Origin of the sequence: Chryseobacterium gambrini, assembly GCF_900156825.1 — a bacterium.
In the GTDB taxonomy this organism is placed as follows: Bacteria; Bacteroidota; Bacteroidia; order Flavobacteriales; family Weeksellaceae; genus Chryseobacterium; species Chryseobacterium gambrini.
In genome coordinates, this window is the sequence record NZ_FTOV01000002.1 from 190,575 (window position 1) to 212,613 (window position 22,039).

A 22,039-nucleotide genomic window follows, 5' to 3' on the forward strand; every position below is an offset into this window, starting at 1 on the left:
TGATTATCCTACACCGTTTGTCTGAGCGATTACGACATCTTTAGGTGAAACGATCTCAGTACCTCCGACAGCTTCTGCCAGATACTTCCAAGAGAATTCATCTTCGTCATACCAAACCTTCATAGCCTTCCCTTCAAGCAATCCGTGATTGTAGTCCTTGTTGGTTCCCCAGATGAAATTTTTTCTTAGTGTAAGTACACATGAGTGAGCCTGTTCACCACCATTTAATTTTTTTAGTAATGGTTTGAATGTTGGCTCTACCATAACAGGAACATCATCAATTTTTAATGAAGGCTGTCCTTGCTGGTAAAGGTTCAGGTTACCTGCATTTTCACCGATCGACTGATAGTATCTCCAAAGTCCTTTGGCCATATCATAGTCACATGTAAAATACTTTTGCATTCCGGTAGCGTTTTCAAGATTTGTAGTCTGAGCATCAATCATGTCTTTGAAAACACCATAGCATTGTGCTGGAGTTAGATCTCCTGAAGGAATTGCCGGCCCTAAAGTTGGCTTATAATCAGGATTGTTTAAAGCGATATAGTTTCTCAACTTAATGAAAATACCATCAACAATATTCCAAGAGATTTCAGAGTCCGAAGCTCTTGTAACATCACCAAAATAAGCGTTTGTTGCAATGTCCTGACCGAAAGCACCTTTAAAGAAAGTAAGAATAAAATCTCTGAATTTTGGATTTCCGTCGGTAAAATCTTTTAAACATCCCTGATAGAATTCTCTTTCACAGATTTTGGTTGCTCCGTACATTTCGTCAACAGTAATCTTTCTATTTCCGGAACGTGCAATTTTACTCCAGTCAACTTCGCAATTCTGATCTGCTCTCCTTAAAATATTCGCTTTTTTGAAAATATCCAGGATAGGAGTTCCTTTCATCATTGACACATTATCTACAAGGGTAAACTCTTGCAAAGTGCCGGCATAAGCACCGTTAAACTCAGGTAAAACATCCTGAAAATGTGTGTGGATAAGTAGTAAAAATAATGCCTGTGGGGTTAATGTAAATTTTTTCATCGTTTAATTTTCTTGATTTATTGATCCTTCACCAGAGTTTAACGCCAAACCAACTCTTCTTACAGTCAGAGTTATTGTCTTTCTTGTAGATGATACTACATTTGCCGTAATCGTAAAACCTTCGTTTGTATTGAAGTTCTCCGACAAATCGAAAGTTGTATTTCCGTCACTTGTTGCAATCTTTTTTGATTGCTCATTTCCGTCACTGTCAATCACCCAGATATTCATTGCTTGGAATGTCTGACCAGCGGGAAAAGTTGAAGTGTCTAATACTGACAAAACCTTAGTACTAGGATTGAAAGTATATTCAAATGCTGCGTTGAAATCTGTTGTTTCACAACCGCAGAATGTTCTTAATGCTTTATTTTCAAATGGATTCATAGTCGTTAATTATTCGAATGATACACCTTCAAATTTTTTAGCTTCATTGTTTTCAGGTGTAGGAGCAGGAGTTTGTTTGTTTGAAATTTTATTTTCAATTTCTGTTTTCCATTCACCTAATTTTTTCCAATCTTCTGATTCCTTAAAGTCAACAGGTTTCACGGCTTCGGCAATCTGCGTGATCATATTCTCAGGCAGTCCGTTTGTAAAGAAATTGGAAATAGCGTTCTGAATCTGCTCATTAGTTGGAGCAGGAGGTTCGTATCCCTCAAGAGCTGTAGCCACAGCATTTGTAATGGTTTCGGGAGTGAATTTGTTTTGCTCTCCTTCACCTTCTTTTGGAATGATATTAAAATTTGCTAAAGCAGAGTTAATAGCATTTCCGATAAGTGTTGCTAAATTCATATCTAAATTGTTTTGAATTAAATTTTCGTCTGGTTTCTCTTCTGTAGAAGGCTTGTTTACTAAAGAATTATAAACATTCATAGGTTCGAAATTCTTGAACGGCCAGTCAGCTTTATTAATTGCTGAGGTTGGATTTTGAGTATTAATTACTTCTTTAACAAAGCCATTTTTTTGAACATCTTCACCATAAAACCATGTGGTTTCGTTCATCCATTTTTCAACTTGGGTAGAAGTTTTTCCGGTAAGATTTGCATAGAAATCACGAATATTATTGTTGAAATTTCGCATTTGCTTTGCATAATTCTCGATCTCATTAACATCTCCCCAAACACCGCCAGAAACATTATGAATCATGTAGTAGGCATTCTTAGAAATCTTTGAATTTTTGGATGCAGAAAGAATATAGGTTGCAGCAGAACATACCATTCCGATACCTATTGTTTCAATATCATATCCATCATTTTCTAATTGCTGAATAAAATCATGCATTGCCATTGCATCGCCAATCTGACCTCCAAAAGAGTTGATGGTAATACGAATATTCTTTAAACCAGAATCAAGAACTTCTGTTCTAAAGGATTTAAAAGAAACTGAACTTTCATCTCCCCACCAGTTTTTTAAGATTTCCTGAGTTTCAGCATCGACAATAGTCCCATCGATAAAAACATCAAGTCTATCTCCGCCTTGATTGGTTATGTGATAATTAAAAATTGGAAGTTTTTTCATACCTCTGTTATTACGTAGCAAAGGTATTTCAATAATAAAATAGTATTCTAATAGAAAACTAAATAGTGTTTGTGAAATACAAACACTATTTTATATATTTGATTATGAAAAAGAAATTATGGAATTTGTTTGAGGACTTTATATTGAGTATATATTATCCGAGATTTCGGGGAGCGTTCAGCTCCGGAACCAATCTGATTTTTATGATTTTGTTTTTTCCTCTGTGGATTCTTTATCGGATTTTGAGAAACAACGATCAGTAATTCCCTTCACGGTATTTCTGGAAATATTGAGTTTTTGAGAAATTTGTCCTAAAGAAAGCCCTTTATTTCTTTCGATACATACTTTAAGCTGGGTTTCATTTACTCCAGCATACATACAAAACTGTTGAAAATCAGCTATGGCCATTTCCAAAGCTGTATTTTTGTCTTCAGGATTAAGCATTGATTTTTGATTTGTCATTTTGTTTAGCAAAATAGTTCTCAGAATTTATATTTAAAACTGCATCACCGCTAAGAACAGAATTTATAAAAGATTCAGGTTGCAAATCAGCATTTGTTACTGAATAACCCAAACCGTTTAAAAATATTGTTGATCTTTCGTTCCCTGTAATTGTAATCTGAGACTGATCTCTGGCGGTAATATATCCGTAAGAATACGAATTTGTTGTGAGTAATACAACTGATCTTTCAAAAGATTCTATCTCTGCCATTGAATTGTCATTAAGTTCAATATTTAGTCTTGCAGCATCACAAATTACTTTGCATCTTTTGTTTCCGGTTTGAGTTAAATTAAGTGTACCGTTTGATAAAATTATTATATCAGTTGATGAATCTCTGATAGTAACTTCTCTGTCGTAAAAGCCCTCATTTTCTAATTCTTCAACCGGAAAATATTGAAGCATTTCACGAAAGCCATTTTTAAAAATCCATTTAAAATTACCTTCAGACTTTACAATCCTTAGAATATCCCCATAACTTTCGGCTTTAACATACAGATGGAAAAGCTGATTGATCTCAGCCTTTCTCTGTTTGTCTAATATTAAAAATTTTAATTCTTCGAATGTCAGTGTCATAATGTTGCTATTTCTGATTGTTTTCTTTTTTCATTTTGGTAATTGGTCACGTCGTTAGGATTCAACACCGTTTTTCGATTAACCTCTTTGTTTAAAGATTCAGCAGTACTGCTGAGCATTTTCTCAACCCGATCCATTCTCTCATTAACTTCTGTCATATTTACAGATGATGAAACAATCTGATCAGTATAACTGCTAAATACTGGAGGTTGAGTTCTATTCCAGTTAAATACACCTCCGGATTCATACTTTTTAATTGTAGCACCTCCATACCAGTCAACACCGCCTCCGAGAGCGTTTATTTTACTGGCTATCTGTGAAGGATTTCCTGTCACGGTGTAAGTATTTTTATCCTTCATAGAATTAGCATTAATAATACCTTCGTTTCCTTCCATTTCTGCAACTTTTTCACCAGTTACCGGATTATATACAGGCATTCCTCCGTTTGAATGAGACGGACCTCTTAAATTTCCGCCTTTTCCTAAAAATTGACCACCTCTTTTATATTGTGCGCTGTCAATCCCTTTAATTGTAGATGCATACTGCACACCTGCCAAAATCGTTAGTACCCCTCCCATAATAGCTCCTGCAATCGGTCCTAACTGCCAAACAGTTGACCAAATATTTGCGAGTTGCATAAGAAAAGCAATTTTTGCTTCGGCTTTTTTAGATTTTTTAAGTTTTTCTCCAGCTTCTTTATCGGCTTTTTTCTTTTTCTCAGCTGCTTGTTTTTCGATACTTTCACGTTCGGCGGATGATTGTGCAAATCTTAATAACTGCTGTTTTTCAAGATCAATCCTATCATAAGCTAACTGTTTACTTTGCTCAATTCTTGCTCTTTCTGCATCGAAATAACTATTCATTGCTAAAGTAGCAGTATCAAAAGCCTGTGCTATGACAAAACCCAGTTGTTCAGAGTAATCCTTACCACCAAATAAACCATCACCATCCTTTCCAAGTACAATTTGTCCGGTACTCTTATTTTTCAATGAATTAGTAATGCTCGAAGCAAGTCCTGAAGCTCCAGAACCTGGAAGGCCACTATTTGGAAGAGTAGCATTTGTTATCCTCAAATTTTGCTCAGCTTGAGCTTTATCAGCCTCTAATTGTGATCTTTGCAAAAGTAATTTATTATACTCTCGCATTTCATCATTTGTTAGTTTTCGTGTATTAAGCTCTAATTCATAGGTTGCTATTCTTGCATTTGTATTTCCGAGTTCTGTATTGATGTTTTGTAATTCAAGTTGTTCAGAAATTTTTTGAAGTTCAATTTTTTTCTTCTCCAGAGAAATTGATTTGTCATTTAAAATATTTTTCCTTTGAATTGCAGCATTAATTGAATTTTGATTGTTTAGATTCTGACTGGTTTGATCAATAACAGTAAAAGTAATTTGTACAGAACGAATTCTCGTCTGCAGATTATTCTGATTTTCTTCCTGAACCTTCTTATTTAACTGACGATACATTTCATCAAGCTCAGAAAGTGACATTTTAGAATATTCCTCATTAAGATCAAGCATTTTCTGATTATAAGCAATCTGAGCGTCTGTACTTTCCTGATAATAGGTTTTCTCAGCATCCAGTTTTTCCATTTCAGTGGAGTATGGATTTTTCTGTACTTGCTCAAGTTTGTCCTTGGCAGTTTGTTCTGCAACTTTTAGCTCATCATCATTCCTTTTCTTGAAAATATTGAATAATTTATCATTAGAGTCTCTTTCGGCTTTTACTTTATCTAACGTAGCCTGTGCAACCTGTTTTCTTTCCTCAGCATTACCACCTTTCAGATAAGCAATTTTTTTGTCGTAATAGTTTGAATTGATCTTGAGACTACCTTTGATATATTCCTCTTCCGAAATTAGACCTTTAAGGAAACTTTTCTCCAGGATCGCCAGCTGTTGATTTCTTGTAGCTTCTAAATCTTTGAGATAATCTTTCTGATATCCGTTAAGTTTGGATCCGGTATATTTTTTCTCTTTCTTTTCTTCATCATCATCAGTTGTACCCCCAAAAACATTTTTAATATTTCCTTTTTTCAGGTTATCTACAACTTTTCCAGTAAGAACATTAATTTCTTTCTGAAGTTCAATTCTTTCTTTCAGACGATTGTTAAATTTAGTCTCGTCGTCTCCTTCACCCATACCAAGCAATCCGCCAACCTCTTTCAAATCTTGTTTCCAAGCTTGAGCATTAAATATCTCTCCTTTGGTACGTTTTCTTTCAAGAGCTTTTCCTGCATCATCGGCAGCTTGCATTTCAAGTTCGAATAATCTTTTAGATTTTTCCTCTAATAATTGTTGAGCAGCTTTTGCTTTGGCGACCTCAATAATTTTATTTTTATATGCTTCGAGAATCTTAACACCTTCAGCTGTTTTAATATTTTCTAAAGTAAGGGCACTAAGATATTTAGGGTTAATATTAATTAATTCCTGAAGGGCTTTTTTACGGGTATCTAAGGAAATACTGTTGTCTTTTACTACCTTGGTAAGTGTATCAACTTTTGCAATTGTATCAGACGTTGCTTCGGAAGCTCGTTTCGTGATCTCTGCATTAAGTTTCATTTCAGTGGCTGTTTGTTTTACAGCAGCACCTTGTTTCTTAATACTGTTTGCAGCAGTTTCGCTTCTCTCTGACAATAAAACAAGACCTGCTCCAATTGCAACTATTCCTGCCAAAATAAATCCTACTGGTGTTAAGGCTAAAGTAATATTAAGCGAGATCCAAGCAGCTCTAATTCCGGGAATAATACTTCCGAAAAATAACATTGTAGCATTAAGAATTGTCCATGCAGCATTGGCAATTCCTAATGCAATAGCCTGTGCTCTCAAAATAATGTTTCCAACTGCGATTAAAGCGTTACCAATAGCCTGTCTCGCAATAAAAATCGTTTGCTGATAAATATTTACCGCCAGAGCTTTGATATTTTCCCAGTATGCCAAAGTTAAAAATGTAAGCATTGCAATCCACCAGCCGAAAGGAATTTTCGCCACTGCCTGACCTATAAATAATATGGCTGTTGCAAACGCGCTAAACGCTTTTAATAATCTCTGATTATTGGCAAGATCTGCGAAACGCTTTTTAATCATATCCATAGAAGCTGCAAAATTTTGATTTTTTTTCTCAAATGCTTCTGTGATATCGCTTGTATCTTCGTATGCTTCTCCCGCACTTTTTATGGTAGCTCTGAAAGTTTCTGCATTTTTACCTAAAACTCCAAGAGCGCTAACAATACCAGCTCCGCCTTTTTTAGCCAATTCCGAATCACCTAAAGATTGGATAAGCTCTTCAATGCTTCCTTTATTTTTTGCAATTCCTTCTGCAACTTTGATAAGTGCTTCAGCAGGATTATTGTTGATAAGTGCTGAAAATTCTTTTCTGCTCATTCCTGCAATCTTTGCAAATTTTTCAGTATCGCTCGCTAATTTAGGAATGATACGAACCAATGCCGTAGATGAGGTTTCCGCGCTTTGTCCGAATTGCTCAAATCCGGAAGCTAAACCTAAAACGGCAGGAAGAGAAATTTCGGAAATACCCTTCAAACCGGCCATTCTTTTTGAGAAATCATTCAAGAATGGAACGGAAGCTACCGATTCATTTGCCAGAACCCTGATAGCATTACCCATTTTCAATAATTTCTCTTCGGTGACATTACCTTCTCCCTCGAATACGTTAATTAATTTTACAAGGCTTTCTGTGCCCTCTTCAACGTCTCCGAAATCTTTTCCGAATGCTGTTTTAATCTGATCAACGGCTTTAACAACTCCTACAAGGTCTGATTCTTCGACACCAGCTTTCACAGCGATATTCGCCATGTTTACAAGCTCTACGAGAGGTGTTCTTGTATTGATCTGGGCCAACTGATCCACCAATTTCTGTGCACCTCCGGCAGCTTTACCGAGTTCTATCTCTAAATTCGTAACCTGATCTGATAATTCGGCAGTATTGGTTACAAGTTCTTGTGTCTTTGCAAATGCAGCCTGAAAAGATAGATAGGTTACAGCAACCGAAGAAATCTGATTTTTAAGACTATTAAAATGATTGTTTAGGTTAGTGATAGATTTACCTCCGGTATTTCCTAAACCTCGTAATTCATTTTGAACACGTTGTATTTCCTGTCTAAATTTCTCAGCTGCTTGACGGTTTTCAATTATTTGTCTTTCAACAGTATCTAAATCAGTTACTCCTGCTTCTCTCAACTGATCTAATCTACTTTTTAGAACAATAAGTTCTGCATCCAACTGTTTTGCTGAATTTTTAGCCTGATTAATCTGTCCGGCAATCACTTGCCCAAATCCCGAATTTTTTAGATTTTGTATAGCTGCTGAATCAAGGTTTGAGAGATTGGTCGTTTTAGGATAATTACCCACATTTCGACTGAATACACCAACCCCGGCATCAATTGCTTTTAGTCTGTTATAATAAGTCAAGGCTTCTGCCGATGCTCTTTTAAATTGCTCACTTTCTATACCTTTAGCAGCTCCAATGTCCATTGCTCTTTGTTTAGCAACCTTATATTCATTGTTTAGCTCTTTATATGCACCCACAGATGAATGAAGTTCGCTACTAAGTTTTGCAGTTTCATTTCTCTCATTGATTCGAGCGGTCTGTAAGGCGACGGATGCTGCCTGAGCTTCTTTTTTCGCGATAGTTTCTTTTATTAGAGCTTTCTCGACCTCTAATAATGCCTGTTTTTCCTTTTGTAATTCCGCATCATTGACAATTTTAGTATTTCCGGCAATACTTTTTAATGATTGAAATTTTGCTTTTGCAGTATCAAATGCTGCATTAACAACCTGCATTTTTTTCAGGAGATCTTTTTCACCCTGAAGCTGGATATCATATATTTTATTAATTTTCTGTGCCATTGGTATTCTATTAGAAAACTTTATATTTAAAAACTTAACGCGGTATATCAGTATAAAGACACATTAAGCGATTATACTGTGTATCAAAAACTTTATCGATTACTGTATTATCTGCATTACTGATAGGCTCAGTTAATACAATTACAGCATTGGTAAGAATGCTTTGCTCACTTGGATATGTGTTTAAACTCTCTCTTTCGGTAATAGGAACCCATTTTCTCAAAATACAGGGCGTTGATTCGCCTTTTAAGGATTTATACCCATCGATTTTAATTAACTCGAATTTTTCACCATTTATGACGATTCTTTCCTGGTGAAACCAATTTGAAATATCCTTATTATTGAGCATAAAATTTGTATTCAGCCAACGTCCGTCATTCATGATTGCTAATCTTTGCCAGAAAAATCTTTTTATTAGACCTCTACCCACTACATAGTTTCCTGAGTTTCCGATTTTTTCATCACTATAAGAAAGAATTGGATCATTCTGGCCCCCTTCTTTGTAATTGACTGCAAACAAATAGGGAAAATCATTGTATGATGTTATTTGCCCGTTTTGATCTTTCATTCTCCAACCACCTACACCTGAAACTCTACCTTTGTAATATGCAGACTTTGGAGAGAAAGTGTTTTGAGATTCTGAGCTGGAGGTGTTTGAGATATTCTCCGGAACTAAACAGATCATTTGCGGAGCTTCTCCGGTGACATCTGCAAATTCGTCTACGTTATAATGCATCGTAGGAGAGTAGAACCGATTTTCAAACTCTTTTTTTTCTGCCTTGAATCTTTCTGAGAAGATATATTTTCCACTGGCCAAGGTGATTTTATATCTATCCTGAACGATTTTTAACGCTCCATCATTTGAATCATCCTTAAATTTAAAAACAAATTCTCTGGCATTTCCATCATACATTTCAATATAACTTTCTTTGGAAATATCTTCTTTCAACGTCCAGTCTAAAACATTTCCGTTAAAATATCCTTTGTTTTTCAATGATAAATTGTGACCGGTAGCATATTCGTGAGTTGGCTCAATCAAAACTACTTTATTAACTGGATCGGTCTGAAAAGAAAGATTGAATAAATCAACTTCGCCTCTCAGAAAATCCAAAAATTTGAATTTCTGAAGTGGCAAATAGGAATCGAAAGATACTTGACCTCCGATTGGTATTTTAAAATAATCAATTTGATGTTGTTCTACTCTCAAATAACATCTTGCTACAGTTGCTGTTTTACTTTCATAAACTCTTAACTTAACTTTACAGCTTATTTCATCATTTGGATTAACCAAAGTAGAAAAGAAAATGGTTACCATATCACTTCCTTCGGTTGAGCCAAATGTCGGAGCTTGGTGGTCGAATATTTGGTTTTGTTGCATCTGAATACCGTTTTTATACCAAAATACATTCAGCTCTACAATCGAGGAAAGATCAATTTTATAATCATAATAGAGCATGTGAGAAAATGTTACTTCCAACGGTCCATAATGTGGAGTGTTGTATTTCCACTTCATTTCTTTATTTTGATAGGTATAGTCACCGTTTGGAACAGTGTTATTATTATCAAAACAAGGAGGTGTCGGAGTATCAAGAACATTCAGGTCTACAAAATCATCAATATCCTCAAATCTTCTATCAACATCACTTTTTGCCAGAAATCGGTGAATATCGTATTTTGTTCCTTCGGATGATAGAAAGTTTCCAAAAGTCCATGGCATAACTTGTCTTCTATAAAATTGAGAATCCAGAAAACTACTTTGTACTTTATACCCGAACATCTGAAATGCCCAGTAAAGTGTAAAGAATTTAGATATCGCAGGTCTGAAATTCTTAATATGATAATTTTTATCATCACCAGCATCCAGATCAAGAGGATCAGCATATTTTACTGGAGCAAATACAAAAGGCATATTCTCGTTGGTTCCGTCAAAGCCCCAAGAATTAATGATCGTATTTTTATCAAAGGTTAACTCAATTCTTTTTAAAACCTCAAACAGTGTAAGCTCTTTCATTTCAATGATCCAGTCGCCATTATTACCGAACGCATTCAACTCAAAAGATGTAGGCACTCCAGATTTACGATATGCTTTTTTAGGAATTGCTTTTCCTATGAAAATTTCTTCTCCGTTAGTCTGAGCTACAAATTTTCTGATCCCTCTGAAAAATTGACTTTGTGTAGTGTCTTCAACTGAGGTATTATTTAAAGTATTTAGTTGCTTTTGATTGTGTAAAGTAGCAGGAATTTTGATCCCGATTGCTTCGCTTCCTTTTTTACTCTGAAAATTCTCCACGTCTTCCAGAGAATAATCAAAGGAAATAGGGAAATCGGAATTAGCATCGATATCCAATTCTACATTATCCAGCAATATTTTTAAATTGTTCTGAGACATTATCTTAAATTTGTGTTACTGTTTGCCATTGAGAATTTTATTTTCACTAAATATTCAAAAGCATCGACATCCTTTGTTGGCAATTTTGTATCTAAAATTGTGATCGGGATAAATTCTTTTTGCACCGGATCTTGGAATCCATTTGGCAAATACGTTTCAATCCAGGCTAAAGGAGTATCGGTTAATTCTTTGATCCAGTACTGATCCTTTTCACCATAACACTTGGTCTCAACTTCGTATGTCTCATTGGATTCAATATTTTTCCTGTAAATACCGCCTTTAGTTCTGTCAAGCGGGAACTTCTGAGACTTTTCCCATGTATCAGATTTTGTTTCGCTTTCTTCAGTATTGAGAAGAAAATTTATTGAATCAATATTTCCACAGCTGTTAAGAAAATGAATTCTGATCTTATCATCACCGCAGCAACATCCAACTTTATTGTTTCTGGTGGTAGCAATGATGTTATCGTTAGCATCCTTTACATAAACACTCCATTCCACAACTTCGGAGAAATCTACCAGAGGAAAATAATCTTTAATGTTCGGAATTCCTTCAGGGATATATAATATTTTGTTTGTATTAGCCATCTTTCTAAATTTTATTGAAACCAATTCGTTACTAAAGCGTAGTTTAATCCTTGAGCGACGGTGAAATTGAATGTTCTCATTGTTCCATTGTTAGGTCCGATCTGCTGACTGTTAAGCATCACAATATTTTGAGCAGTTGGCGGCGTAGCATTTATAATTCCTGTATCTCCAGTAGTACTATATGTCTGCATAACACCAATTGTTAGGTTTGTTCCGTTTTGGATAACCGTAGTGAATTCAACATTGTCTCCGGCATTGATTGGAATTTTATCCCAGTTTTCTATTGGATCTATATAAGTAAATCCTGAAGGATCATTAGCTGTTGTATCAATAATTGTAACGCCGTTAATTACTATTTTAAATTTTACCTGAGTTGTATATAGGTGATTGTCTCCGATAGTTGCATTCTTCCAGAAAATATGCTTATCTCCGCCTTGATTGCTCACAATACCAATATCACTAATACCTGGAAGGTTCAAAATATCACCCATATCACAGCTGCCGACAAATCCAAATCTAAAATTGTACTTTCCTAATGGAACGGTTACAGATCTTGTAGGTGTGTAGCTTCCGGAATCTGTCTGCCAGATTGATTGCCCAACTTCCTGATAATATATATCAAGTGATGATATCATCGACATATCGGCAGGATTTAGCCAGTTAAATGTAAAGGTTTGAGTTCCGTTACTGTTATCTACAACTGAGTAAGAAATGTTAGTAATTAAAGGACATATATGATTTAAAACAGAACATAGTTCGATTTCCTCACCAAAGAAAGTTTTTAATTTTATACAGAGTTTGTTCGCTGTCTTATCTGTTAGAATAGGGAAGTGCGAGCTATCTTTTTTACACATTTTAAAATCTTCCGGTCTTTTGGTAAGTGGGAAAGTATTCTCATCCCATGAACCGGTTTTGTAGCTATTGAGAAGTGTTTTAAAATCTTGATTTTCCTCATGCTGTATAACTGCATAAAGAACAAAAAGCGAGTTTGATTGAGTACCAGCTCCTGGAACTGGAGCACTCGATGAGGTTCCCTGAACCGGAGCGGTTTGTTCAGAGACATTAAAACCATTTGCATCTAAGTAGGCATTACGGAATTTCACAAAGACAGTTTTCAGGTTGTCTGTATGATCTTCAATCTGGTTTCCATCCATTGTTGGTAAAGAATAGCTCATAACCTCCTGAACAGCATCCTGAATGTCGAACTCATATTCCGGAGCAATTCCATCATCGCTTATAAATGCAGTTCTGTTAAGAGTTTTATAATAAGTTCCATTCAAATAAATATCACAATAAACTACCGTCGGAGCGTAGTTATCTGGAGTAGGATTCGGAATTTTAGCCTTACATCTAAACACAATCGGTCTAAATGCAGCATTTAAAGAATTAAATTGTGGCTGATATGTAATTTCTGTAATTGGCATTATATTCTTTCTGATTTTTGTTTCTCAAATTCGGTATTGAAGATTTCATCCATCCCTGAAAACAAGATACTATCCACTTCTTTTTCTACTTTGCCTGAAGCTATTTCGACAAACTTTTGTCTTTCTCCTGTTTTTGAATATTGTTTTGATCCTCCGGTGCTCATTCCTTCTTTCTTTTGAACATTGGCAGTTGCAAATGCAGCTCTCTCGGCTTCCTGTTCTGATAATCCCCTCAATCTGAAGAAAGTTTTAAGCCCTTCGATATATTTACTGGTTCCACCGCCACTACCTCTTTTGTATGGGATTCTACTTGCTTTAGTTCCAGCATTCAAAATAAATCCATGATCGGCCATTTCTCCCTCGACACGATCTCCCAAGACTTTTCCTTGGATTGACTTTTCTGTCGCTCCAGTTAATGAGTGGCCTTGACTTTTAAATTCATCAATAACAGCATCGTCTATGGCTTTACTCGCACGTCTAAGGATTGTCGGGGTTCTCATTTAAAGATTTCAATGTTTGATAGTCTCTTTCTAATTCAATAAGTTTAGGCTTTAAGGCTCTGAAACTTTGTAAAATATTGTTGAGACAGATCGGACAGTTTGTATATTCTTTGTCTGGCTCAACGTAAGCGTACCAAATTTTAGATAAAACCTGCATGTGTTTATCAAACTGATTCGCCTGTGCATTCGCAATCGGATCGGCTTCGATTAAAAGCCTTTCACTTCTAATTTTATCAGGTATTTTTGATGCTGAACTAAAACTCATGTTTTTAATGTTTGTGTTGAGGGTGAATATTATTCAGGCTTAGCAGATCCTTTAAATCTGAAATGCTGTACTCTGAATTTTCGCATTTTGTGTTGTTTAGAATCGTAAAATCAAAAGAGAGAACTACTCCAGATAATTTGGCAGTCCCCATCTCGCTAAAACGCTCAATATAATTTCCATCTTTAGTAAGGTTAAATGGTTTTGGATTTGTTTTCCCCAGATCAGAAACAACTTGAAAGAAGTTCACGGCACATTCTCTCATATCTTTCCAATCATAAATGATAGGGTGACCGCTTGTATTATTACTTTTGATGTCTTTTATTCCTAAGCTGCCATTGCCTGTCTGTACACAGAAAATGAACTTTAATTTATACTGAATGATGTTATCTCGCAGAACTTCTACCGGAGGAAATAAAGCAACTAAAGGGTATTTTTTAGGCTTTACAACGTTTATGATTGTTTCTCCTGCCTGTTCAAAATTAAGATCAGCACCATAGCCTGGAACAATGGAAAAATTGCCATCAATAATTGATGATTTACTCAAAATATTTTGAAAGGTCATGTAAATATTTAATTCATTCATAGTCTTCTGATCTTAATTCGTTTTTCATACTTGTTAAATGCCAATGACCACACTTTTTACAGTAATATGATCGCTTTGGAATATTATTTCTATGGCTAAGCCTTTTAATCTGATTTTTAGCTGTATTTGCAAGTTTTTGAGACTTGTAGCCGGTCTTTCCATTACATTTTACTTCTCCCATAAGTTTTCCGGACATTTTTCAGATTCAACGAGAGTTTTTTCCTGTATCGGACAGCCACACAAATCACATGCTTTTGTCTTTTCCTGATGTTCTCCATCTTCTCTAATCTTTAAAAAGGATTTTTCAACGGCATACGGACAAACAATGCACACTTTCAATCTTTCTTCAGATAATTTTTTAATCCTCTCCGGAGCATATACCTGAGAGCGGAACCAACCAGTTGCTATGTGTAAAGGATTTACCATTTTCTTTTTGCTTTATATCTTCTATCATAAGGATTTACAGAGTTTTTTGAAGGAATAATTCTGAAATTCTTATATGATGGAATTTGTTCTAATCCACGTAAGTGCTCTCCAAGTTTTTTAATGTCTTCAGCACTATTCTTCATCTCTTTAGCAATACTTTCAATCATGGATTTGGCATATTCGAAGCTTATATTACATTCTAATTGAAGGATGTAAATTGCTTCATTAATCTTTTCTTTTTCTTCGTTGGTGAATGAACATTCAACCTCAGATAAACCGTATATTTCTTTGCAACTCATAACAAAAATTTATCTATTAAAATTCCTACTCCTATACAGACAATCCCAAAAAGGATGATTGCTATACACCCGATGCCGATTTGTGTTTCATTCACCTGTCGTGGTTGTGATTCACCTTGCTTAACTTTTTTTGGTTTCTGTGGCTTTGGAGGTGGTGGTGGGTAATTTCCATACTGGCTCATATATTTATTTTTAAATTATTTTTTTGAAAAAACCCGACCGACAAAACGCCAGTCGGGAAATTAACACTATATAAAAACTAAGTTGCTTTGTTATGCTTGATGAAATTATGAGTGAGGATCACAGACACAATTCCAAATAAAAATTCTAAGATCATTGTTTCAGTATTTTTATGTTAATGATTCGTAGTACTGCATTAGAGTTTCATCAAAATCTTTTTTCTCACTCGCCCAGACCAGAATATTATAAGCGCTTGTTTCTTTGATATTATCCAGGTTGCTTTTTCCGTTTTGGATATGGAAAGGAGTTCCATTCTCAGCAACATAGATTAAGAAACTCATCCATCCCCATTTTTCAAAGTGTCCTGCGAGATTCGGTCCCTTACTCTTTCGAGACTTTCCAAATACGGAGAAAGTTTTAGAAAGGAATTCATCGAACTGGTCAAAAAAAAAGCGACGTGCAAAGCGCAGTCCATTGGAAGTTTACTCATAAGCTCTAATCTTTCAGAGCCTTCACTCATCCATTTCTCGTCGAACTTCTCAACATTACCATCCGCATCGATCTTTCTAAAATAAATTACAGCTAACCTTTGTAGTGCATCCCAATAACCAGAAGCAAAGTTTTTGATCTCAGTAACGATCTGTTTGCCGAGAATAACCTCGTTAAATGTAATACTGCTGTCGTATGTTAAATCAGGCGCTTGAATTACCCAAAGATCATCCTCGAAATAATATTTTTCCTGGAGTTCTATTTCGTCCTCTTTTAAAAAAATAGGAGCTAAACATGCTTCATAGATTGAAAGAACCTTATCAAGCCTTGTATTTCTTATTTGATCCAAAGGAATTCCGGAGAAGAAACTCACGGATTTACAAGCTAAATCAATCCTGTATTCCAATATTCTCATTTCGTCGTTCTCAGCATCTGGATCGGGATTCAAAACATCTTTAAATGATTCATTCAATTCTTTTCCGAAAGTCAATTCAAAATCCTGTCTCTGCTTTAATGTGATTTGAGACAGAGATTCAGGAATCCAACATTTTTTACCGTCGTGAAAGAAATCCATTATTGTTGATCTTCAGTATTAACATCTTCATTTATTTCTTTTTGAAGATCTATGCTTTTATCAGTCTCAGGATTTAATGCATTTTGCAATTTGTTGAGGTTAGTCAATTCTTTTTGTCTGTTTGCTTCAACCTCGTTTTTATCCTTGATAGCTTTTTTAATGGATTTTACAAACGTTTGGGTGATATTCTGTGATGCAGGATTCTCAACAGTAATTCCAGCTAATTTTGCCACGCCTAAAACGTCTAATTTTGGAACTGATTCTACAATCTCCTTATCCTCTCTATCTAAAAATCCATCATATAAAATCTGAATTCTTTCCATGAATAAATCTTTTTCAGATTTGGAAACCTCAACCACAGCTGGGAGATCTTGCTTTTCAATATCCTGAACATCTAAGCCGAAGAAATTAGAAAGTTGTTTTGATTCCTTCTTTTCTTCCGATGCAGCAACATTAAAACCGTTGGCGTGGTTTATTCCTCTGATAAGTAATCCCATTGTGTTCTCTACTCTGATAGAAAGCATTGGCGTGTCTTTCAATAATTCCGCAGTTTCTTCCTTAGCTTGGGTAAGGATATGAATTGCAGCTAAAATTTTATCCTCTTGTGACATAATAAATTGATTTAGTTTGTTTTAAATATTTCTAAAGCGTAAAGTTAGTGAAAAAAGTATTCTATTAGAAAACATTTTGATTAGAAATTTAGATACGATGAATAATAATCATTATCATCAGAGTAATCATCGTAATTTCCACCGTTTGAAACTGAAAGACCGCCTGTGGAGGTTTTGTTCACTTCATATTCAAAAAACTCCCTCATCATAAATGCATCCAAAACATCGGGAGATTGACCACTCAGATAGTTTTTCATTTCCTCTTTCTTAATCACGCATAGCTTTCCATCCTTATCGACCTTATCTCTTTTGATAGCTTTTCTTTCGTAGAGCATTCGTTCCTTTAAAGTCATTTTCTCATCATACTTTTTATTTGCTACGTGCGGAGGGATGTAATATTCGCCTCGATTAACAGCTTCTCCAGATTTATAGAAACACTGAGATTTTAAGTGATTGTAGTTTTCAATGATTCCAGTTTCATTATTTGGGAGAGGTCTTGCTCCATTATTAAATTCTTTAGCTCCTTCAATAAATCCATCAACGAACTGACCGACACCGTCATTATCGAAAACCATATTTGAATTTGGGACAGAGTAGGCGAATAGATTCGACTTTAATAAATCAATGACCTGATTTCCTTTTGATTTTTCCATTACATGAAAGTCAATCATAATTTTACCCGACCAAACATAAATAATGAATTTATCAGAGCCTTTCATGGCTATATCGGTTGTTAAATATTTTTCACCTTCCGGAACAAAAGAGTTTGTAAATATATCGTTGAATTTATGGAAGTCATAAATATCATTTCCTTTAAGAGAAATTTTCCAGTTACCACCAAGTAAACGGAGTTTTTCTTCCTGACTTTGTGCGTTGAGGTTTCCTAAATATCCAGGATTGATTTTTAAAAGTTCTTTGTTCTCATAAATGGAACCGCCGATAAATGTAAAAGACTTGATGAAGTCAGCTGGAGAAACCAAGCCTCCGGACTTCTCAATCTCGCTATCAAGAAATTCCTTGCACTTATGGTAAACCTCATCAAAGGAATCACCCCAAACAATGTTATCATTTTCATTTGTGAAGTATCTTACAACTCCTTGACGTTCTGGAATAGGATAACCGTAATTTGGTGAGTTTGGATCTTGGTCGATATACCATTCAATGAAATCTGCAACCCAACTGTCCGGATCCGGATTGCAGGTAGCTCTTATGTATGGTTTGATCCCACACGTAGAACGGTTACGAGAAAGCATATACAGGAACATCGATTTACTAAAGTGAGTAAGCTCATCAAACATAATCAAAGGAATCTCCGCACCCTGCCAGTCGAATTTATTTTCTTCGTACTGCATGTGTGAGAATTTCAGTTTTGTTCCGGCTTCAAACTTCCATTCTAAAATAGAGTTTCGAGATTCCGCACCGCTTACCTTTCTGTAAAGTTTTTCCGAAGCATCCCACAAACCTCCCTCCGCACGGATCATTGGAGAGGTTCTACGGAAACAAACCGCCCCGAATCCCTTAACATGAATGTGTCTTAACGGTTCGAGTAGGAGAGAGAATGTCTTACCAGCACCCGCAGCACCTCCACCGATAACGATGTCCGCAGATGAAGAAAGGGCTTTCATTTGATAGCCCTCCTGTGGTTTTATGACATTTATAGTTGACAAATTTAATCTCTGTTGTTATTCGGTAACTCAAAAACTGTAACCTGATTCTTTATTTCAATTGGGTTATCTTCCTGACCACCGTGATTATGTTTCTGAGGTACTTTTCCCTCTGTTCTGTCGAGGAACGTGGTTATTGCCTTGTTATCCCCCTGAATTGCATTTTTAGTGATCGTAATGGCTATAAGCTGATTTATTGACGCTTTACTTTTGATTGAGCCTTTCTGTACTTTCTTCTTTCCATCTTTAACGAGTGTGATCTCAAATTCAACCTCATTGCTATCTCCGTACTCCTTTAGGAAGTCTGAAACATTCTTAGGCTTTCTGCCATTATTTTCGGGTTGGTTTTCTTTAGAGAATCTATTCCCTTCAGTATTCCCTTTGACAAATTGTCCGTTGTTATTCCGTTGTTTTTCCATCGGTATAAATTATTCATCGGTCATTCCTTCGATTAAATCAATAATGTCTTCCCACGCTTCGATCTGGGCTTTCACCTCAACATATTCCTGTTTGTGTCTTGAAGTTGCTGTTCCACCATCGATAAGAACTTCCAGATCTTTCTTTTTTTCTTTGGCTCTTTTCACCTTGCTTTTTAAAACTTTTTGTAAGTCCATGAGTTTTTTATTTTCGGGTTTCATACCTAAGATTTTTTATCTAAGGTAGTAATATTTTTAATCTCCATTCCATAGTTATTGATACCTGTGGGAATCTCTATGGGCTTTTTAATGAATTTATTTCGCTTAAAAGGTGTATAATCAACATGATGATGTACACGCTTGAATTTATAGACTATTTTAGCGTATTGAGGGTAGACATCAACGAGCATTTTAGATTTCGGATATGTTCCCTCTTTCGCATAGAATTCACCTGTGTTTCCACCTTTCAAAACTTGTGTTCTCAGCTTCTCTTGTAAGAAAGCATAAAATTGCACAGTACAAAGTCCGGCAGTGAGAATATCAAGTGATAAAATTGTGTCTTCATTATAACGCCCTCTCCACCTGAAGGGGATATCGTTTCTGATCAGGTTACAACTATAAATTCTTGTATTGGCTATGAAGGGAGGTGTCTTTTGCTTGGAACATGCAAACATGAAATAATTCGGACCAGCCATCACAACGTTTTCGTATCTCATGCAAAAATCTTCCATTGCTGCGAAGATCGCTCCGGTTTCAACTCTGATCTGTTTGTTTCGGTTCCAACGGTAGAAGCTCTGAATATTATCATCCATTACCCAATGCCAGGCAAAACCGTTTTTGATTGAGTGATCCCAAACAAAGTTTCTTGCTGGTCCCGGACCTTTACTTTTTGTACTTCCAAGATCGTCGAGGGTTTGGTAATTGTCCTGAAAGGTTTTATCTAAGATAAGAATTGTAACGTACGGATTTCCTTTTGTATGTTTTCTATACAGCTCGTATTCCTGTTCCTCTACAACGATATAATGATCTACCTTCATTCGGGAAAGTGATTCACTTGTTAATCGTATCTCGTAACGACCTTTTGAAACAATGTAAATAGGAAATTTATTCTTCATCTTTGTATCTCAAATCTTTTACGATTTCCGGTTTCTTTTCTGGGAACCAAATCGATTTTGTATCTCTCGTCATTTTAATGCCTATCAGCTTTGCAAATGCGAATCTGTCTTCGTCATTCTCAAAAGAAACAATCACTCTGTTTTTTGCCAATAAATCCTCCTGTTCAAACTCCGGCATATCAGTCCACTCAGCTGTAGGATCATTTTCTCCAATTCCTTTTGGTATAAGATCAACCTTATCAAATCCGATATCCTCAAGGAAGTCAATCTCAAAATCATCTGAAAGAAGTTCAAAGTCAAATTCGGACTTATCCGTAGCAAGATTATCTACAATGGCTAATTGTTTTCTTGCATCGTCCTCAGTGGCTAAATCCGTCCTTTTAACAGCTATCAAAGTCTTTCCGTCTGTCTCAATAACTTTTATCGGAATTCCGAGCTTTTCTGCCTGAGTAAATGTCTCATTTCCGGCAATAATCTCATCTTCATTATCGAGAAGGATAGAACGACCTGCACCCAATTCCATGAGAGATTTTTTTATCAGCTCCTGATTTTCTTCTGAGTGCTTACGGTAATTTCGTTTGTCTTTCTTAATTCCCATTTTATCAACAATTATTACACAAATATACAAAAAAAGTATTCTATTAGAATACTTTAGGATTTTGAAATTTTGCTTTTATTATTGTTTAGAACAGTGGAAGTTTAGGTTTTTCTACAGTTTTATAATGTGTATACTTTTTAGGAATTGGTTTAAAAGCTTCATGCAGGAACGCTATCTTTTTACCTTTGAAATCGCAAACCCAAACATCATTTTCAGGCATCCTATTTTTTTCGGTAATTAAATACCACCCATTATTATTTTTTAAGTCCTCAAGAGCTTTTCCTAAACCTAATGGTCTAACAGGAACTAAATCATTTCTCGTAGTTCTAAATGAGAATATTTCATAACCATGCAGGAAAGTTTCATTTCCGTGATCATAGAAATTAGAAAATCCATCACTATCTATACCATAATCGCTACGGTTGATTCTTTCAAAATCTTCTCCGTAAAATTGTTTTATCAAGTCTGATTCTGTCATGTTGTTTGTTTTAGTTTGTTAATCCAAAATATTTGGAGCATTATTTTTAATTTCATAAATTATACTTTCGCAATTCATAATTAAATTACCTCTGGTCTCTTGTAATTTCTCATCATATGGTAGATTTTGAATCAAATCTATCGCATCGGTTAATAGCTCTGTCATTTCATCCTCACGATCGGGAACTTCTTCGACCCATTCGGGTTCTGGAAAATCTGTTCGTGCTACATGCTTATTTTTAAGCATTATAGGATGCATTTGAATATATTCTTTACCAGGTATTAAATCTTTGTATTTTACTTTGATAAATTTTGTTTTCATATATTTTTATTTTTCAAATTCCCAAAAAGATAATTTTCCTTTTACATTAAAAATTGGCTTATCGTAAAACACTGCGTTTGCCAAAACCCAGTTATAAATTGGTTTCGGTTTTACATTTAAAATTACAGATAATTGAAAATCAGATTCGCTTATTTTCTCCGCCCAAATACTCTCATGATTGATTACGCAATCGATAACATCAACCTCGCCGATGATTGCGGAGTATAAATCCCATTGACGACAATCACTGATTCCAACTAATTTTCTTTGCTGCGAATTAAGATCATTCCAGCTTGCAGGTTTAGATGATGCATGAATATATATCCGGCCACGGAAATTTGTTTTCCAAGTTCTGTTTTCGATATCCTTAATTCCATTAGCTATGAGTGATGCCCAAGGCTGTTTAATTGATAAGGCTTTCATATTTTAAGGTTTTAGTATTAACAGTAAAAATTCATCGTCGTTTTTCATGAGTTCAATTTTTTCCTTATCCGGAACTTTTGAAGCAGCTATATCTATGATTTTGTAAACTTTTTTAGCTTGACAATCGGTAATTTTCATTAACAATGTGAAAACATAATCGTTTTTGATTGCCAGTACGTCTCCATATTGAGACAATTCGATGGTTAATTCTTCCATATT

26 protein-coding genes are annotated in these 22,039 nt (G+C 35.4%); all 26 read right to left on the bottom strand.

The window, feature by feature from the left end:
* Nucleotides 1-3: 3 nt before the first annotated feature.
* The 26 genes from BW951_RS04340 to BW951_RS04470 all read right to left on the bottom strand — a co-directional run bounded on the left by BW951_RS04340 (nt 4) and on the right by BW951_RS04470 (nt 22,036).
* Nucleotides 4-1,029, bottom strand: coding sequence for a hypothetical protein (locus BW951_RS04340; RefSeq protein WP_027380862.1), 1,026 nt, complete (start codon nt 1,027-1,029; stop codon nt 4-6).
* A 3-nt stretch (nt 1,030-1,032) separates the two neighbouring features.
* Entirely contained in the window at nt 1,033-1,410 is a 378-nt protein-coding gene (locus BW951_RS04345; RefSeq protein WP_027380863.1) for a hypothetical protein, read from the bottom strand.
* Between the two features lie 9 nt (nt 1,411-1,419).
* Nucleotides 1,420-2,541, bottom strand: a complete 1,122-nt coding sequence (locus tag BW951_RS04350; RefSeq protein WP_027380864.1) for a Clp protease ClpP — start codon at nt 2,539-2,541, stop codon at nt 1,420-1,422.
* Nucleotides 2,542-2,742: 201 nt separating this feature from the next.
* Nucleotides 2,743-3,003 carry a helix-turn-helix domain-containing protein gene (locus BW951_RS04355; protein WP_139326097.1) on the bottom strand — a complete coding sequence of 87 codons (261 nt, stop codon included), beginning with the start codon at nt 3,001-3,003 and terminating at the stop codon, nt 2,743-2,745.
* Nucleotides 2,978-3,616 (bottom strand): hypothetical protein, encoded by a 639-nt coding sequence (locus BW951_RS04360; RefSeq protein ID WP_027380866.1) that lies wholly within the window; start codon nt 3,614-3,616, stop codon nt 2,978-2,980. The genes BW951_RS04355 and BW951_RS04360 overlap by 26 nt, the downstream gene beginning before the upstream one ends.
* Nucleotides 3,613-8,478, bottom strand: coding sequence for a phage tail tape measure protein (locus BW951_RS04365; RefSeq protein ID WP_027380867.1), 4,866 nt, complete (start codon nt 8,476-8,478; stop codon nt 3,613-3,615). Before BW951_RS04365 ends, BW951_RS04360 begins: the two co-directional genes overlap by 4 nt.
* 34 nt (nt 8,479-8,512) lie before the next feature.
* The gene (locus tag BW951_RS04370; RefSeq protein WP_027380868.1) at nt 8,513-10,867 is read right to left on the bottom strand and encodes a hypothetical protein; all 2,355 of its coding nucleotides are present in this window, start codon (nt 10,865-10,867) and stop codon (nt 8,513-8,515) included.
* Nucleotides 10,867-11,454, bottom strand: a complete 588-nt coding sequence (locus tag BW951_RS04375; protein WP_027380869.1) for a hypothetical protein — start codon at nt 11,452-11,454, stop codon at nt 10,867-10,869. The genes BW951_RS04370 and BW951_RS04375 overlap by 1 nt, the downstream gene beginning before the upstream one ends.
* 11 nt (nt 11,455-11,465) lie before the next feature.
* Nucleotides 11,466-12,812 (bottom strand): hypothetical protein, encoded by a 1,347-nt coding sequence (locus BW951_RS04380; protein ID WP_139326098.1) that lies wholly within the window; start codon nt 12,810-12,812, stop codon nt 11,466-11,468.
* Nucleotides 12,813-12,877: 65 nt separating this feature from the next.
* A complete protein-coding gene (locus tag BW951_RS04385) occupies nt 12,878-13,378 on the bottom strand; it encodes a hypothetical protein (protein ID WP_027380871.1) in 501 nt (166 codons plus the stop codon).
* The gene (locus BW951_RS04390) at nt 13,356-13,643 is read right to left on the bottom strand and encodes a hypothetical protein (protein WP_027380872.1); all 288 of its coding nucleotides are present in this window, start codon (nt 13,641-13,643) and stop codon (nt 13,356-13,358) included. The genes BW951_RS04385 and BW951_RS04390 overlap by 23 nt, the downstream gene beginning before the upstream one ends.
* 4 nt (nt 13,644-13,647) lie before the next feature.
* On the bottom strand, nt 13,648-14,226 hold the full coding sequence (locus BW951_RS04395; RefSeq protein ID WP_027380873.1) for a hypothetical protein: 579 nt from the start codon (nt 14,224-14,226) through the stop codon (nt 13,648-13,650).
* 168 nt (nt 14,227-14,394) lie between these two features.
* On the bottom strand, nt 14,395-14,652 hold the full coding sequence (locus BW951_RS04405) for a hypothetical protein (protein ID WP_027380875.1): 258 nt from the start codon (nt 14,650-14,652) through the stop codon (nt 14,395-14,397).
* On the bottom strand, nt 14,646-14,951 hold the full coding sequence (locus BW951_RS04410; RefSeq protein ID WP_027380876.1) for a hypothetical protein: 306 nt from the start codon (nt 14,949-14,951) through the stop codon (nt 14,646-14,648). Before BW951_RS04410 ends, BW951_RS04405 begins: the two co-directional genes overlap by 7 nt.
* 350 nt (nt 14,952-15,301) lie before the next feature.
* Entirely contained in the window at nt 15,302-15,472 is a 171-nt protein-coding gene (locus BW951_RS22640; protein WP_155845029.1) for a hypothetical protein, read from the bottom strand.
* Nucleotides 15,469-16,194 carry a hypothetical protein gene (locus BW951_RS04420; RefSeq protein ID WP_027380878.1) on the bottom strand — a complete coding sequence of 242 codons (726 nt, stop codon included), beginning with the start codon at nt 16,192-16,194 and terminating at the stop codon, nt 15,469-15,471. The genes BW951_RS22640 and BW951_RS04420 overlap by 4 nt, the downstream gene beginning before the upstream one ends.
* Complete coding sequence (locus BW951_RS04425) at nt 16,194-16,805, bottom strand: hypothetical protein (protein ID WP_027380879.1); 612 nt, start codon at nt 16,803-16,805, stop codon at nt 16,194-16,196. The genes BW951_RS04420 and BW951_RS04425 overlap by 1 nt, the downstream gene beginning before the upstream one ends.
* Before the next feature lie 80 nt (nt 16,806-16,885).
* Complete coding sequence (locus tag BW951_RS04430) at nt 16,886-18,472, bottom strand: terminase large subunit domain-containing protein (protein WP_051289356.1); 1,587 nt, start codon at nt 18,470-18,472, stop codon at nt 16,886-16,888.
* A 2-nt stretch (nt 18,473-18,474) separates the two neighbouring features.
* Entirely contained in the window at nt 18,475-18,888 is a 414-nt protein-coding gene (locus BW951_RS04435) for a hypothetical protein (protein ID WP_027380880.1), read from the bottom strand.
* A gap of 9 nt (nt 18,889-18,897) precedes the next feature.
* Nucleotides 18,898-19,107 (bottom strand): hypothetical protein, encoded by a 210-nt coding sequence (locus tag BW951_RS04440; protein WP_027380881.1) that lies wholly within the window; start codon nt 19,105-19,107, stop codon nt 18,898-18,900.
* A gap of 2 nt (nt 19,108-19,109) precedes the next feature.
* Nucleotides 19,110-20,000, bottom strand: coding sequence for a GREB1-related protein (locus BW951_RS04445; protein WP_027380882.1), 891 nt, complete (start codon nt 19,998-20,000; stop codon nt 19,110-19,112).
* Entirely contained in the window at nt 19,990-20,598 is a 609-nt protein-coding gene (locus BW951_RS04450; RefSeq protein ID WP_051289357.1) for a ParB N-terminal domain-containing protein, read from the bottom strand. The genes BW951_RS04445 and BW951_RS04450 overlap by 11 nt, the downstream gene beginning before the upstream one ends.
* 85 nt (nt 20,599-20,683) lie before the next feature.
* Complete coding sequence (locus BW951_RS04455) at nt 20,684-21,076, bottom strand: hypothetical protein (protein ID WP_027380883.1); 393 nt, start codon at nt 21,074-21,076, stop codon at nt 20,684-20,686.
* Between the two features lie 18 nt (nt 21,077-21,094).
* Nucleotides 21,095-21,397, bottom strand: coding sequence for a hypothetical protein (locus tag BW951_RS04460; RefSeq protein WP_027380884.1), 303 nt, complete (start codon nt 21,395-21,397; stop codon nt 21,095-21,097).
* A gap of 6 nt (nt 21,398-21,403) precedes the next feature.
* On the bottom strand, nt 21,404-21,820 hold the full coding sequence (locus BW951_RS04465) for an ASCH domain-containing protein (RefSeq protein WP_027380885.1): 417 nt from the start codon (nt 21,818-21,820) through the stop codon (nt 21,404-21,406).
* Nucleotides 21,821-21,823: 3 nt separating this feature from the next.
* Entirely contained in the window at nt 21,824-22,036 is a 213-nt protein-coding gene (locus tag BW951_RS04470; protein ID WP_027380886.1) for a hypothetical protein, read from the bottom strand.
* Between the last annotated feature and the right edge of the window lie 3 nt (nt 22,037-22,039).

Excerpts from the sequence above, each read along its gene's own strand:
- BW951_RS04340 (WP_027380862.1), bottom strand. The coding sequence starts at position 1,029 with ATGAAAAAATTTACATTAACCCCACAGGCATTATTTTTACTACTTATC.
- BW951_RS04345 (WP_027380863.1), bottom strand. The coding sequence starts at position 1,410 with ATGAATCCATTTGAAAATAAAGCATTAAGAACATTCTGCGGTTGTGAA.
- BW951_RS04350 (WP_027380864.1), bottom strand. The coding sequence starts at position 2,541 with ATGAAAAAACTTCCAATTTTTAATTATCACATAACCAATCAAGGCGGA.
- BW951_RS04355 (WP_139326097.1), bottom strand. The coding sequence starts at position 3,003 with ATGACAAATCAAAAATCAATGCTTAATCCTGAAGACAAAAATACAGCT.
- BW951_RS04360 (WP_027380866.1), bottom strand. The coding sequence starts at position 3,616 with ATGACACTGACATTCGAAGAATTAAAATTTTTAATATTAGACAAACAG.
- BW951_RS04365 (WP_027380867.1), bottom strand. The coding sequence starts at position 8,478 with ATGGCACAGAAAATTAATAAAATATATGATATCCAGCTTCAGGGTGAA.
- BW951_RS04370 (WP_027380868.1), bottom strand. The coding sequence starts at position 10,867 with ATGTCTCAGAACAATTTAAAAATATTGCTGGATAATGTAGAATTGGAT.
- BW951_RS04375 (WP_027380869.1), bottom strand. The coding sequence starts at position 11,454 with ATGGCTAATACAAACAAAATATTATATATCCCTGAAGGAATTCCGAAC.
- BW951_RS04385 (WP_027380871.1), bottom strand. The coding sequence starts at position 13,378 with ATGAGAACCCCGACAATCCTTAGACGTGCGAGTAAAGCCATAGACGAT.
- BW951_RS04390 (WP_027380872.1), bottom strand. The coding sequence starts at position 13,643 with ATGAGTTTTAGTTCAGCATCAAAAATACCTGATAAAATTAGAAGTGAA.
- BW951_RS04395 (WP_027380873.1), bottom strand. The coding sequence starts at position 14,226 with ATGAATGAATTAAATATTTACATGACCTTTCAAAATATTTTGAGTAAA.
- BW951_RS04405 (WP_027380875.1), bottom strand. The coding sequence starts at position 14,652 with ATGGTAAATCCTTTACACATAGCAACTGGTTGGTTCCGCTCTCAGGTA.
- BW951_RS04410 (WP_027380876.1), bottom strand. The coding sequence starts at position 14,951 with ATGAGTTGCAAAGAAATATACGGTTTATCTGAGGTTGAATGTTCATTC.
- BW951_RS22640 (WP_155845029.1), bottom strand. The coding sequence starts at position 15,472 with ATGAGTTTCTTAATCTATGTTGCTGAGAATGGAACTCCTTTCCATATC.
- BW951_RS04420 (WP_027380878.1), bottom strand. The coding sequence starts at position 16,194 with ATGGATTTCTTTCACGACGGTAAAAAATGTTGGATTCCTGAATCTCTG.
- BW951_RS04425 (WP_027380879.1), bottom strand. The coding sequence starts at position 16,805 with ATGTCACAAGAGGATAAAATTTTAGCTGCAATTCATATCCTTACCCAA.
- BW951_RS04435 (WP_027380880.1), bottom strand. The coding sequence starts at position 18,888 with ATGGAAAAACAACGGAATAACAACGGACAATTTGTCAAAGGGAATACT.
- BW951_RS04440 (WP_027380881.1), bottom strand. The coding sequence starts at position 19,107 with ATGAAACCCGAAAATAAAAAACTCATGGACTTACAAAAAGTTTTAAAA.
- BW951_RS04445 (WP_027380882.1), bottom strand. The coding sequence starts at position 20,000 with ATGAAGAATAAATTTCCTATTTACATTGTTTCAAAAGGTCGTTACGAG.
- BW951_RS04450 (WP_051289357.1), bottom strand. The coding sequence starts at position 20,598 with ATGGGAATTAAGAAAGACAAACGAAATTACCGTAAGCACTCAGAAGAA.
- BW951_RS04455 (WP_027380883.1), bottom strand. The coding sequence starts at position 21,076 with ATGACAGAATCAGACTTGATAAAACAATTTTACGGAGAAGATTTTGAA.
- BW951_RS04460 (WP_027380884.1), bottom strand. The coding sequence starts at position 21,397 with ATGAAAACAAAATTTATCAAAGTAAAATACAAAGATTTAATACCTGGT.
- BW951_RS04465 (WP_027380885.1), bottom strand. The coding sequence starts at position 21,820 with ATGAAAGCCTTATCAATTAAACAGCCTTGGGCATCACTCATAGCTAAT.
- BW951_RS04470 (WP_027380886.1), bottom strand. The coding sequence starts at position 22,036 with ATGGAAGAATTAACCATCGAATTGTCTCAATATGGAGACGTACTGGCA.